A 12,888-nucleotide genomic window follows, 5' to 3' on the forward strand; every position below is an offset into this window, starting at 1 on the left:
CGTCATAACCGATGAGGAAGTGAAATATGGAATCATTGCTCACTGCTCAGCTAAAGCTAATACCAGAAATGAGTGAGTTGTTACAAAAGAGGTATCGAATACTTCAAACAATTCAACTTGCTAAAGGGATTGGCAGGCGAGTTTTAGGAGAACAATTAGGTTTGTCAGAAAGAGATACTCGAAAAGAGTTAGATACATTGAGAAACCAAGGTTTAATCGATATTTCAAGAGACGGTGCGGCAATTACTCCGGAAGGAACCAAACTATTAGTAGAACTGAAAGAAGTAGTTCGAGAATGGTCAGGTAGGTTGCAGCTGGAAAGACAACTTTCACAGCATTTACACATTAAAGAAGTAATTATTGTACCTGGAAATGTAGATACTAATACGAATGCGACTATGCTTTTATCACAAGAAGCAGCGAAGTATTTGGAAAGCATTTTGACGGACGAAAAAATAGTCGCCGTTACGGGCGGTTCTACTATTGCCTCTATTACTAATTTTGTACAAGTAACAACGAAGTGGAAACAATTATTGTTTATCGCTGCTCGAGGCGGTGTTGGTAAAGACGTGTCATTTCAAGCAAATACCATTGCATCCCTTTTTGCGGGTAAAATGAATGGCTCTTACCGGACCTTATATATGCCGGATAGTTTGAGTGAAGAAGCGTACACTACGATGAAGAAAGAGCCTTTCATTCAAGAAATGATGGATTTTTACGAGAGAACGAATATTGTTATTCACGGCATTGGCGATGCAGAAGAAATGGCGCGCAGAAGAAACTCAAGTGAGCAAGAAATTGAGCGTCTAAAAGAAGCAGGTTCTGTTAGTGAAGCATTTGGGTATTATTTTAATGAACAAGGTGAAGCAGTTCACCGAATTCGAACGATAGGCATTCAGTTAAAACAGTTACAACATATAGAGCATTTACTAGCGGTTGCTGGTGGAGCCAAAAAAGCAAAAGCATTATTGTCGTATTTTAAACAAGCACCTGAGCAAACAGTTTTAGTAACAGATGAAGGTGCCGCAAATGAAATGATGAATATAATCTCGCAAAACAACTAGGAGGAATATAACATGACAGTAAAATTAGCGATTAATGGATTTGGACGTATTGGACGTAAAGTTTTTAGAGAAGCATTAGAAAAAAGTGAAATAGAAGTAGTTGCAATCAACGACTTAACGGATGCTGCAATGCTTGCACATCTATTGAAATATGATTCTGTGCACGGAATTTTAAATGCAGAAGTGTCTTCAGAGGGAGATTACTTAGTTGTAAATGGTAAAAACATTCGAGTACTTGCGGAAAAAGACCCTGCAGCACTTCCATGGAAAGAGCTAGAAATAGATATCGTAATTGAATCTACAGGAATATTCAGCACAACTGAAAAAGCTGGGAAACATCTTGAAGCAGGAGCTAAAAAAGTAATTTTATCTCAACCTGCTAAAGACGATATGCCTACCTTTGTTGTAGGGGTAAATGCGGATAAATATGATCCAGCAACGAATCATATCATTTCTAATGCGTCTTGTACGACAAACTGTTTATCTCCACTTGCAAAAGTGTTACAAGACAAATTCGGTATTAAACGTGGAATGATGACAACTGTTCACTCATACACAAACGACCAACGTATTTTAGATTTACCACATAGTGACTACCGTCGTGCTCGTGCAGCAGCAGAATCAATGATTCCAACTACAACAGGAGCAGCATCTGCAGTTGCGAAAGTACTTCCTGAATTAAAAGGAAAATTAGATGGTATGGCAATCCGCGTACCAACACCAAATGTTTCTTTAGTAGACTTTGTGGCTGAGTTAGATAAAGAAGTAACAGTAGAAGAGATAAATGCAGCACTAAAACAAGCTTCTGAAAATGAATTAAAAGGAATTCTTGCTTTCAACGAGCTTCCACTAGTGTCCATTGACTATAATGGAAATACTGCATCATCTACAGTAGATGGATTATCTACGATGGTGCTTGGAGATAATATGGTGAAAGTATTATCTTGGTACGATAACGAATCAGGATACTCTGCTCGTTGTATCGACCTTGCATTACTTATGGCTTCGCGTGGACTTTAATTTGTAAGTGATAACCTCTATAATATAAGAGGGTAAAAGGAGCAAGGGTTACCCTTTGCTCCTTTATTTTTATTTAATTCAACAGTGATTTGAACCTCTGTTGAATTAAATAAAAGCCTCCAGCGGATGCCATGAATTTAGCGAGCAGGCTCGATAAAAATCTAGGCGAAAATACGCCGAGGTGAATTTGATTACTTATGTACATAACAAGGGGGCTTATTCCATGAAGGAAAAACAATCATTAAGCGATGTAACTTTACAAGGAAAGCGTGTGTTTTGTCGAGTAGACTTTAACGTACCGATGGAAGATGGAGCTATTACAGACGATACTCGTATTCGTGCAGCGTTACCGACGATTAACTATTTAATCGAACAAGGTGCGAAAGTAATTCTAGCTAGTCATATGGGACGCCCAAAAGGGGAAGTAAAAGAAGAGCTACGTTTGACAAAAGTAGGAGAGCATTTAGCGACACTGTTGAATAAGCCTGTCACAAAATTAGATGAATCAATTGGTGAAGCAGTAGCACAAACTGTTTCTGATATGAAAAATGGAGAAGTCGTATTATTAGAAAATGTCCGCTTCCATGCAGGGGAAGAAAAAAATGATCCGGAACTTGCAAAAGCATTTGCAGCTCTTGCAGATGTATACGTCAATGATGCATTTGGTGCCGCACACCGTGCACATGCAACAACTGAAGGTATTGCAAAATTACTACCAGCTGTATCTGGCTTATTAATGGAAAAAGAGTTAGACGTTTTAGGAAAAGCATTATCGAATCCGGAACGCCCGTTTACAGCCATAATCGGTGGAGCGAAAGTAAAAGATAAGATTGGCGTTATCGATCATTTATTAAATAAAGTAGATAATATTATAATCGGTGGGGGCTTATCGTATACCTTCTCGAAAGCACAAGGAAATGATATTGGAACGTCCCTTTTAGAAGAAGATAAAATCGAATTAGCAAAAGAATTTATCGAAAAAGCGAAAGAAAAAGGTGTTTCTTTCTACTTGCCAATAGATGTTGTCGTAGCGGATGAGTTTTCAAAAGATGCGAACACAAAAGTAGTAGATATCGATCAAATACCTTCTGATTGGATGGGGTTAGATATCGGACCAAAAACCGCTGCTTTATATGCGGATGTCATTAAAAATAGTAAGCTTATCATTTGGAATGGACCGATGGGTGTATTTGAAATGGCTGCTTTTGCAAATGGTACAAAAGGTGTTGCAAATGCAATGGCTGAAACTACTGGTTATACGATTATCGGTGGTGGAGATTCTGCTGCTGCTGTTGAAAAATTCGATGTTGCCGATAAAATGGATCATATTTCAACTGGTGGAGGAGCTTCTCTAGAGTTCATGGAAGGAAAAGACTTACCAGGCGTATCCGCTTTAAACGATAAGTAATGGAGGAGAATTTGTATGCGTAAACCTATACTAGCTGGAAACTGGAAAATGTATAAAACAGTTTCAGAAGCGAAAGATTTTGTGGAACAATTAAAAGAAAAGCAAATTGATAGCAGCAAAGTGGACACGGTTATTTGTGCACCAGCACTCTTTTTAGATCAACTAGTGCAAGCGACCAACGATTCCTTTATCGGGGTTGGTGCCCAAACAATGCATGAAGTAAAAGAAGGTGCATTTACCGGAGAAGTAAGCGGACATCAACTTCAAGATCTTGGTGTTAGGTACGTTGTAATTGGGCATTCCGAAAGACGTCAATATTTCAATGAAACAGATGAATCTGTTCATCAAAAAGTAAAAGCTGCGTTTGAATATAACCTAACTCCTATTATTTGTGTAGGGGAAACATTAGAACAACGTGAGCAAAATGAAACCGTAAATATCGTCTCTGCACAAGTAATGGCTGCTTTAGAAGGACTTTCAGAAGAAAATGTGGAAGCTTCCATTATTGCTTATGAGCCAATTTGGGCAATCGGCACTGGTAAAACAGCTACTGCTGACGATGCAAATGATGTATGCCAAGCGATTCGTGAAACGATTCTCGATGGATTTGGGGAAGAAGTGGCAAGCAAAGTACGTATTCAATACGGTGGTAGTGTGAAACCAGAAAATATTGAAGAGTTGCTTTCGAAAGAGCATATTGATGGTGCTTTAGTAGGGGGAGCAAGTTTACAAGTAGATTCTTTCGTAAAATTATTGGAGGCTGGACAAAATGCCTAAAAGTCCAGTAGCTTTAATCATTTTAGATGGATTCGGACTACGCCATGAATCGTTCGGAAATGCGGTAGCACAAGCAAACAAACCAAATTATGATCGTTATTGGAAAGACTATGCCAATGCTACATTAATCGCATCTGGTGAAGCAGTAGGGTTACCAGAAGGACAAATGGGGAATTCCGAAGTTGGACATTTGAATATTGGAGCGGGAAGAATTGTCTACCAAAACTTAACGCGCATTCATAAGTCTATTCGAGATGGCGAATTCTTTTTAGAGCAGAAGCTTTTAGCCGCGATAGAGCATGTGAAACAAACGGGTGGTAAGTTGCATTTAATGGGACTATTATCTGATGGTGGCGTTCACAGTCACTACTCGCATTTATTTGCTTTATTGAAGCTAGCAAAAGCGCAAGGGCTACAAGACGTATTCGTTCACGGCTTTTTAGACGGTCGAGATGTAGGACCTCAAACGGCTGTTGGTTTTGTTGAAGAAACCGAAAAGCAAATGAAAGAAATCGGCGTCGGAAAGTTTGCTTCCATTAGTGGAAGATACTATGCGATGGACCGGGATCGTCGTTGGGACCGTGTGGAGCTTACTTACCGAGCACTTGTTGACGGAGTAGGTCGCAAAGCGGAAACTGCAACGAGCGGAATTTTACAATCCTATGCAGAAGATGTATTGGATGAATTCGTACTACCATTTGTTATGGAAGAAAACGATAACCCAGTCGCAACAATCGATACTGAGGATGCGGTAATTTTCTTTAATTTCCGTCCAGACCGAGCGATTCAATTATCGCTAGCGCTAAATACACCGATGTTTGATAGCTTTTCATTAAGTGACAAACATCCGACGAATATGAAATTTGTCACGTTTACACATTATAGTGATGATGTCATGTCAGACGTTGTATTTGAGAAAAACGATTTATACAACACCATTGGAGAAGTGCTTGCGAAAAATGGCAAAACACAACTCCGCATTGCGGAAACGGAAAAATATCCGCATGTCACCTTTTTTATGAGTGGTGGACGGGAAGAAACATTTCCGGGAGAAGAACGTATTTTGATTAATTCTCCAAAAGTCGCAACGTATGATTTGCAACCGGAAATGAGTGCGTATGAAGTAACCGATGCACTGCTAGCGGAAATTGCGAATGATAAATTTGATGCCATCATTTTAAACTTTGCTAATCCAGATATGGTTGGTCATAGTGGAATGCTTGAGCCAACGATTAAAGCGATTGAAACAGTGGATGAATGTTTGGGTAAAGTAGTAGATGCTATTTTAGCAAAAGGAGGTCGCGCAATTATTACAGCGGACCATGGAAATTCAGATGAAGTAACGACGCTAGAAGGCCAGCCAATGACTGCACATACGACAAATCCAGTGCCAGTGATTGTCACGCAAAAAGAAATTTTGCTTCGTTCTGACGGAATTTTAGCCGATTTAGCACCAACCATGTTACACTTGTTAGGGATAGAAACACCACCTGAAATGACAGGTAAAACACTAATCGAAACGGAGAGTTAAAAATGCCAATTATTACACATTTACAAGCTCGTGAAGTATTGGATTCACGCGGGAATCCAACAGTAGAAGTAGAGGTTTTTACAGAAAGTGGAGCATTTGGTCGTGCGATCGTTCCATCTGGCGCATCTACTGGTGAATATGAAGCAGTAGAACTTCGTGATGGTGACAAAGCAAGATACCTAGGGAAAGGTGTTTTAAAAGCAATAGATAACGTAAATAATATCATTGCCGCTGAATTAGAAGAGAACTTTTCCGTTCTTGACCAAGTTGGCATTGATCACGCAATGATTGAACTAGATGGAACAGAAAATAAAGGAAACCTTGGTGCAAACGCAATTTTAGGTGTATCGATTGCCGTAGCGCATGCTGCAGCAGATTATTTAGATATTCCATTGTATCAATATTTAGGTGGATTCAATGCAAAACAACTACCAGTTCCAATGATGAACATCGTAAATGGTGGAGAACATGCAGATAATAACGTAGATATTCAAGAATTCATGGTTATGCCAGTTGGAGCAGAATCATTCCGCCATGCATTACGTATGGGCGCTGAAATTTTCCATAGCTTAAAAGCGGTATTAAAAGAAGCAGGATTAAATACAGCTGTTGGAGATGAAGGTGGATTTGCACCGAACTTAAAATCAAACGAAGAAGCACTTTCTACAATTATGACTGCAATTGAAAAAGCTGGTTATAAACCAGGTGAAGAAGTTCTTCTAGCAATGGACGTTGCCTCTTCAGAGCTTTTCAATAAAGAAGACGGAAAGTATCATTTAGCTGGAGAAGGCGTAGTGAAAACTTCGGAAGAAATGGTTGCTTGGTATGAAGAGCTTTGCGAAAAATACCCAATCGTTTCTATTGAAGATGGCTTAGACGAAAATGACTGGGCTGGACATAAATTACTGACAGAACGTTTAGGTAAAAAAGTTCAATTAGTTGGGGACGATTTATTCGTAACAAATACGAAAAAATTAGCACAAGGAATCGAGCAAGGTGTTGGAAATTCAATTCTTGTGAAAGTAAACCAAATTGGTACTTTAACAGAAACATTCGATGCGATTGAAATGGCGAAACGTGCTGGATACACAGCAGTTATTTCTCACCGTTCTGGTGAATCAGAAGACGTAACAATTGCGGATATCGCAGTTGCTACAAACGCTGGTCAAATTAAAACGGGTGCACCATCTCGTTCAGACCGTGTAGCAAAATACAACCAATTACTTCGTATTGAAGACCAACTAGATACGACAGCTCAATATTTAGGGAAAAATACATTTTATAACTTAAAATAATGATCAAAAAGCTACTTAACGATATCTGACGTTAAGTAGCTTTTTTAAAAAGAACTTTTTAGTTAAAACAAGTAAGGACCAATTAACAAAAATAAAACGATTAAGTTCATAAACGTTGAATAAACTACAAACACATTAAAATTATCTTCCGATACCTTTTCACGAAGCATATATAAAGGTACAGTTGAAAGAATGCTTGAGAACAGCAATAAAATCGCAAAATGCCAGTATTCCTTTATAAAGGGAATATGGGATATAAAATTATCGATAGAAGAAAAGTTAAATAAAAAATACATTTGTATCACGAGTAATGCGACGATATGTACAAGAAATGCAATTCTATGGGAATGAGCAAGTCTCTTCTTCAGCATGATGATTAAAGTTCCATAAGTTAAGAGTAAGGCAATGATGATCCAAACAATTGAAAAAAGGACAAGTAAAAATCCATAAAATAACTTTTCGATTAATGTGTAGAACGCTGCTTTATAATCTCCTTCCATAATTCCGCTGCTAGCTTGTTTTTTTGCCTCATCAGCAGATGAATATGCAAGAGATCGATTTATATCGTTCATTTTTAGATAAGCCACTGTTTGTTCATTCAAAAGGATAGGGCGTTCATACCGACTTCCCGATTTAGTGACAGCATGAGCTTGGATGATCGTTTCAGAAAAATCACCTACAAAAATTTTCGTAACATTTTCTCCAGAAGAATCATCGAAAGTTGAGGAAAACGTAATAATTGGTCCTTGTTTTCCTTGAAAGATAGTCGGAGTTTGAATATTTTTTAATAACAAACCTGTTTGATTTTCAACAAAAGATAATTTGTTAAAAATCGGTGATTGATGCATGGAAAGATTGAATGATGCAATTTCGATATTCTTTGTGTTCGATCCGCCAGCAGATACTTTTTTATCTAATAGCAAAAGGTAATTAGTAGCTGTTTGTTGGATAATTTGCAATGAGGAAAGAATTTCTTGTGCCTTTACATCAAATTGAAAAAGTTGAGTCGGCTGTTTAGATAAGTTATACAAAGTAAAAAGTTCCGTCTTTTCATTTTTCGTGACAACAAAGATTTGGTTGTCAATAATTCTAACAATTTTCACAGCTTCAGTCGTGTTGTAATGGCGTTCTTCAGCAGAATAAGGACTGTTTAAAACGATGATATTTTGATCGTCGGTCCAATATACTAGTGTGTCTTCTGTCTTAGCGAAATCTATAACGCTTTGAGCTATTGTTTTTTCTCCGTCTGAGCTATTCCAATGAATAAGTGAATTATCTTTTATGTAATAAGAATTTGTTTCGTCACTCCAACTGTTTGCATATGTATTTAACGTGTCTATTGTCCGTTTTTCAACACAATCGAGATCCATATTACAAGATAGTACTATTAGCTTTTGGAAATCAAGTAGGCTTACTGTATAGCCATTTTCTGCTGGTACGCTTTGCAGCTTGGAGAAATTACTTTCAACCGTGTCAACCGGAAAAGATCGACTCCACTGGTTTGATGGGAGTTCCGTTTGGATTTGTAGTGTTATCCAATATTGGAACCCTATTAAGCATAATACGATTAGTGTACTGATGATGATTAGTTTATTTTTCAACACGAACCTTCCTTTTTTAGTTTTAATTTTTAGTTACTTTCTAATACTTAAATTCGCTATGACTTGCGCTATTTCCTTTAGTAAATATATGTAAGTAGGGACCGTACATGTTAAATCTATTATTTTTATACTATACGGTTGTAACTTGTGGTTGTTTTTGCTAAAATTAAAGATGTTGTGAACGTTTTATCAGGAGGTGGAACAAATGCATACGTTACTAATGGTTTTACTTATCATTGTATCGCTCGCATTAATCGTTGTTGTATTGTTACAATCTGGGAAAAGTGCTGGTCTTTCAGGAGCCATCTCTGGTGGAGCTGAACAACTTTTTGGAAAACAAAAAGCCCGAGGCATGGACCTTGTGTTACATAGAATAACGATAGTACTTGCAGTGTTATTTTTTATTTTGACAATTGCTATAACAAAGTTTTAATTTGATATGAATTGATTCTAACCGAACCGCCTGACCGACATCTGATTGGTTAGGCGTTTTCTATTACATACTATATTTGTGGTAGTTGATTGGAGGTAGCTATAGATGAAAATTACAACACCAAAGCCATTTTTCTTTGAAGCTGGAAAACGTGCAGTGCTATTGCTACATGGTTTTACAGGTAATTCATCGGACGTTCGAATGCTTGGACGTTTCTTAGAGAAAAACGGGTACACATCACTTGCACCGCACTATAAAGGGCATGGCGTTCCACCGGAAGAACTGCTTGAAACAGGGCCGAAAGATTGGTGGAAAGATGTCATGCGCGCGTATGACCGTTTAAAAGCGGAAGGCTATGAAGAAATTGCTGTAGCAGGACTTTCACTCGGAGGCGTATTTTCATTGAAATTGGGGTATACAGTTCCTGTGAAGGGAATTGTCACAATGTGCTCTCCAATGACGATGAAAACAACCGACATTATGTTTGAAGGGGTATTAAAATACGCCAAAGAGTATAAGAAGTATGAAGGAAAAACGGAACCGCAAATAGAAGAAGAAGTAGAAGCTATTCGCCAAACCCCAATGGAGACGCTTTCTGAACTAAGAGAGTTTGTCTACAATGTTCGGGATCATGTCGACCATATTTACGCGCCACTACTTGTCACACAAGGTAAGAAAGATACGGTTATTGATATGAACTCGGCAAATACAATTTATGAACAAGCAGAATCCATAGAGAAAAAACTCAATTGGTATGAAAACTCAGGGCATGTGATTACGCTTGGTCCTGAAAAAGAACAATTACACGAAGATATATTAAACTTTTTAGAGTCGCTTGATTGGAATGTGTAAAACAGTCCAAATGTGCACACGCTGAAAAAGGAGGGATGTAACATGGAAAATATGAAAGAAACATTATTAGAACTAATGCAATCAGAAGAATATAAACCATTAACAACAAAAGAATTAGAGGAACATTTCGGATTAGTAGATGCGGATGATTTCAAAGAATTAGTGAAAACACTTGTTCAAATGGAAGATGCAGGACTCGTTGTCCGCTCGAGATCCAATCGTTATGGCACTCCTGCTCGAATGAACTTAGTCGTTGGGAAATTTATCGGGCATGCAAAAGGGTTTGGCTTTGTTGCACCAGAAGAGGGTGGAGATGATATATTTATTCCACCGACTGAAGTGAATGGAGCGGTGAACGGAGACAAAGTACTTGTACGTGTGTCCCGAGAATCACACGGTGACCGAAGCGAAGGCTCGATTATTAAAATTACACAAAGAGGGATCACTCAAGTTGTTGGAACATTCCAAGACAATCGAGGATTTGGCTTTGTTATTCCAGACGATAAAAAAGTACCAATGGACGTATTTATTGCAAAAGGGGACACACTTGGTGCGATTGAAGGTCATAAAGTAGTTGTAGAAATTACAGAGTGGCCGAATGAAAGAAAATCCGCAACTGGGATGGTTACGAAAATTCTTGGACATAAAAATGATCCAGGTGTCGATATTCTATCGATTATTTATAAGCATGGGATCACGATCGATTTCCCTGAAGAAGTAATTAACCAAGCGGAATCTGTTCCAGATGCAATCGATGAAAAAGACTTGGACGATCGCCGAGACTTACGAGATGAAGTAATCGTTACAATTGACGGAGCAGATGCAAAAGATTTAGATGACGCAGTTACTGTAACGAAACTACCGGATGGTACCTATAAATTAGGCGTACATATTGCGGACGTTAGTCATTATGTAACAGAAGGTTCACCACTTGACCGTGAAGCATATGACCGCGGAACGAGTGTCTACTTAGCAGACCGTGTTATTCCGATGATTCCACATCGCCTATCAAATGGGATTTGTTCATTGAACCCACAGGTGGATCGTTTGACTTTATCTTGTGAAATGATTATTAATGGGTCTGGTACAGTAGTATCTCATGAAATATTCCAAAGTGTTATACGCACAACAGAACGAATGACCTATTCGGACGTTTATAAAATTTTAGAAGAAAAAGATCCAGCGTTAATCGAGCGTTATGAACCATTAGTACCGATGTTTGAACTGATGGGGGAACTTGCAGCTATTCTAAGAGAAAAACGCCAAGATCGTGGTGCGATCGACTTTGACTTCCCAGAAGCAAAAATTATTGTCGATGAGGATGGCTGGCCGACGGATATTGCGACTCGTGAACGTACGGTTGCTGAACGTCTAATTGAAGAATTTATGTTAGTTGCCAATGAAACAGTAGCCGAGCATTTTAAATGGATGGATGTTCCGTTTATTTATCGTATTCACGAAGATCCAAAGCCAGAAAAACTGCAACGATTTTTTGCATTTTTAACGAATTTTGGACTTGTTGTAAAAGGAACGGGCAATGAAGTGCATCCAAAAGCATTACAAGAGATTATTGAAAATATTGAAGGTATGCCGGAAGAACCTGTTATATCTACGATGCTTTTACGATCACTTCAACAAGCAAAATATTATGGGGAATGTTTAGGACATTTTGGTTTATCTACCGAATTCTATACGCATTTCACATCACCAATTCGACGCTATCCCGATTTAATCGTACATCGATTAATCCGAACGTATTTAGTAAATGGAGACGTAGGCTCAGCAACGATCAATCATTGGGGAGCGATTATCGATGATATTGCCGAGCATACATCGAAACGTGAACGTCGTGCAGTAGATGCCGAACGCGATACGGATGCGCTGAAAAAAGCCCAATATATGTCCGATAAAATTGGCGAGGAATTCGAAGGTATTATTAGCTCTGTTACAAACTTTGGTATGTTCGTCGAGCTTCCGAATACAATTGAAGGTCTTGTGCATGTAACGAATATGACCGACGATTATTATCGTTTCGATGATCGACAAATGATGATGATTGGAGAACGAGCTGGTAAGCAATTCCGAATTGGGGATGAAGTAACCGTTCGCGTATCCGAAGTAAAACCAGAAGAATCTGCGATTGACTTTGAAATCGTCGGCATGAAAAAAGCATTCCACCGAACTAGAAAAGAAGCACCAAAAGTAATTCATGCACAGAAAAAAGAAAGCGCTGGAAGAAGAACATCCAAATCGAACCCAGCTCCGAAAAAAGAAGTAAAACAGAAAAAGAAATTTTACGAATCCGTTGCGAAAAAATCCCAACGTCGTAAACGACCAAAGAAAAAATAGAAGGAGCGCTTAGTCGCTCCTCGTACGCTTTAAGAGGTGAATGAGATGGCAAAGAAGCATGATGATAAAGTTCTTGCACAGAACAAAAAAGCTGGCCATGATTACTTTATCGAAGAAACAATTGAAGCAGGAATTGTATTGCAAGGAACCGAAATAAAATCCATCCGTAACGGAAAAGTGCAATTGAAAGACGCATTCGTACGTATTCGTAATAACGAAGCGTGGATTTCCAATATGCATATTAGCCCATACGAACAAGGAAATCGCTTCAACCATGACCCATTACGATCTAGAAAACTACTTTTACATAAAAAACAGATCAGTACATTAATCGGTGAAACAAAACGAGAAGGCTACACGATTGTTCCGTTAAAAATGTATGTGAAAAATGGCTATGCAAAAGTATTAATCGGCGTCGGAAAAGGGAAGAAAGACTACGACAAACGAGACGTCTTGAAGAAAAAAGAAGCGAAGCGTGATATCGAAAGAGCGTTCAAAGAGCGCAATCAGTAAGACGCTATCCATTATTGGTAGAATGTATCACTTGAAAATTGACCA

Annotated in this window: 11 protein-coding genes; 10 read left to right on the plus strand and 1 reads right to left on the minus strand. The window is 38.5% G+C overall.

Features of this window, described 5'->3' with window-relative positions:
• Positions 1–26: 26 nt before the first annotated feature.
• The 6 genes from ACIQYS_RS15745 (at position 27) to eno (ending at position 7,095) form a co-directional block, all read left to right on the plus strand.
• The gene (locus ACIQYS_RS15745; RefSeq protein ID WP_402981971.1) at positions 27–1,064 is read left to right on the plus strand and encodes a sugar-binding transcriptional regulator; all 1,038 of its coding nucleotides are present in this window, start codon (positions 27–29) and stop codon (positions 1,062–1,064) included.
• Positions 1,065–1,076: 12 nt separating this feature from the next.
• The gene (gene gap / locus ACIQYS_RS15750) at positions 1,077–2,084 is read left to right on the plus strand and encodes a type I glyceraldehyde-3-phosphate dehydrogenase (RefSeq protein WP_402981973.1); all 1,008 of its coding nucleotides are present in this window, start codon (positions 1,077–1,079) and stop codon (positions 2,082–2,084) included.
• 223 nt (positions 2,085–2,307) lie between these two features.
• The gene (locus ACIQYS_RS15755) at positions 2,308–3,492 is read left to right on the plus strand and encodes a phosphoglycerate kinase (RefSeq protein ID WP_402981975.1); all 1,185 of its coding nucleotides are present in this window, start codon (positions 2,308–2,310) and stop codon (positions 3,490–3,492) included.
• Between the two features lie 15 nt (positions 3,493–3,507).
• A complete protein-coding gene (gene tpiA, locus ACIQYS_RS15760; protein ID WP_402981977.1) occupies positions 3,508–4,269 on the plus strand; it encodes a triose-phosphate isomerase in 762 nt (253 codons plus the stop codon).
• Positions 4,262–5,800, plus strand: a complete 1,539-nt coding sequence (gpmI, locus tag ACIQYS_RS15765) for a 2,3-bisphosphoglycerate-independent phosphoglycerate mutase (RefSeq protein ID WP_402981979.1) — start codon at positions 4,262–4,264, stop codon at positions 5,798–5,800. Before tpiA ends, gpmI begins: the two co-directional genes overlap by 8 nt.
• A 2-nt stretch (positions 5,801–5,802) precedes the next feature.
• Positions 5,803–7,095 (plus strand): phosphopyruvate hydratase, encoded by a 1,293-nt coding sequence (gene eno, locus ACIQYS_RS15770; RefSeq protein WP_402981981.1) that lies wholly within the window; start codon positions 5,803–5,805, stop codon positions 7,093–7,095.
• 62 nt (positions 7,096–7,157) lie between these two features.
• Here the strand turns inward: eno and ACIQYS_RS15775 are convergent, their stop codons facing one another.
• A complete protein-coding gene (locus ACIQYS_RS15775; RefSeq protein ID WP_402981983.1) occupies positions 7,158–8,696 on the minus strand; it encodes an energy-coupling factor transporter transmembrane component T family protein in 1,539 nt (512 codons plus the stop codon).
• Between the two features lie 205 nt (positions 8,697–8,901).
• Between ACIQYS_RS15775 and secG the strand changes: the two genes are divergently transcribed.
• From secG to smpB, 4 genes are all read left to right on the plus strand, one after another.
• The gene (gene secG / locus ACIQYS_RS15780; protein ID WP_402981985.1) at positions 8,902–9,129 is read left to right on the plus strand and encodes a preprotein translocase subunit SecG; all 228 of its coding nucleotides are present in this window, start codon (positions 8,902–8,904) and stop codon (positions 9,127–9,129) included.
• Between the two features lie 105 nt (positions 9,130–9,234).
• A complete protein-coding gene (locus tag ACIQYS_RS15785; protein WP_402981988.1) occupies positions 9,235–9,981 on the plus strand; it encodes an alpha/beta hydrolase in 747 nt (248 codons plus the stop codon).
• Between the two features lie 42 nt (positions 9,982–10,023).
• On the plus strand, positions 10,024–12,330 hold the full coding sequence (gene rnr / locus ACIQYS_RS15790) for a ribonuclease R (protein ID WP_402981990.1): 2,307 nt from the start codon (positions 10,024–10,026) through the stop codon (positions 12,328–12,330).
• Positions 12,331–12,375: 45 nt separating this feature from the next.
• Entirely contained in the window at positions 12,376–12,843 is a 468-nt protein-coding gene (gene smpB / locus ACIQYS_RS15795; RefSeq protein ID WP_144513059.1) for an SsrA-binding protein SmpB, read from the plus strand.
• The last annotated feature ends 45 nt before the right edge of the window (positions 12,844–12,888 follow it).

This window comes from Psychrobacillus sp. NPDC096426, from assembly GCF_044762745.1.
GTDB lineage: Bacteria > Bacillota > Bacilli > Bacillales_A > Planococcaceae > Psychrobacillus.

Bases quoted from the DNA above. Each gene is read 5' to 3' on its own strand.
- ACIQYS_RS15745 (WP_402981971.1), top strand. From the start codon at position 27: ATGGAATCATTGCTCACTGCTCAGCTAAAGCTAATACCAGAAATGAGT.
- gap (WP_402981973.1), top strand. From the start codon at position 1,077: ATGACAGTAAAATTAGCGATTAATGGATTTGGACGTATTGGACGTAAA.
- ACIQYS_RS15755 (WP_402981975.1), top strand. From the start codon at position 2,308: ATGAAGGAAAAACAATCATTAAGCGATGTAACTTTACAAGGAAAGCGT.
- tpiA (WP_402981977.1), top strand. From the start codon at position 3,508: ATGCGTAAACCTATACTAGCTGGAAACTGGAAAATGTATAAAACAGTT.
- gpmI (WP_402981979.1), top strand. From the start codon at position 4,262: ATGCCTAAAAGTCCAGTAGCTTTAATCATTTTAGATGGATTCGGACTA.
- eno (WP_402981981.1), top strand. From the start codon at position 5,803: ATGCCAATTATTACACATTTACAAGCTCGTGAAGTATTGGATTCACGC.
- secG (WP_402981985.1), top strand. From the start codon at position 8,902: ATGCATACGTTACTAATGGTTTTACTTATCATTGTATCGCTCGCATTA.
- ACIQYS_RS15785 (WP_402981988.1), top strand. From the start codon at position 9,235: ATGAAAATTACAACACCAAAGCCATTTTTCTTTGAAGCTGGAAAACGT.
- rnr (WP_402981990.1), top strand. From the start codon at position 10,024: ATGGAAAATATGAAAGAAACATTATTAGAACTAATGCAATCAGAAGAA.
- smpB (WP_144513059.1), top strand. From the start codon at position 12,376: ATGGCAAAGAAGCATGATGATAAAGTTCTTGCACAGAACAAAAAAGCT.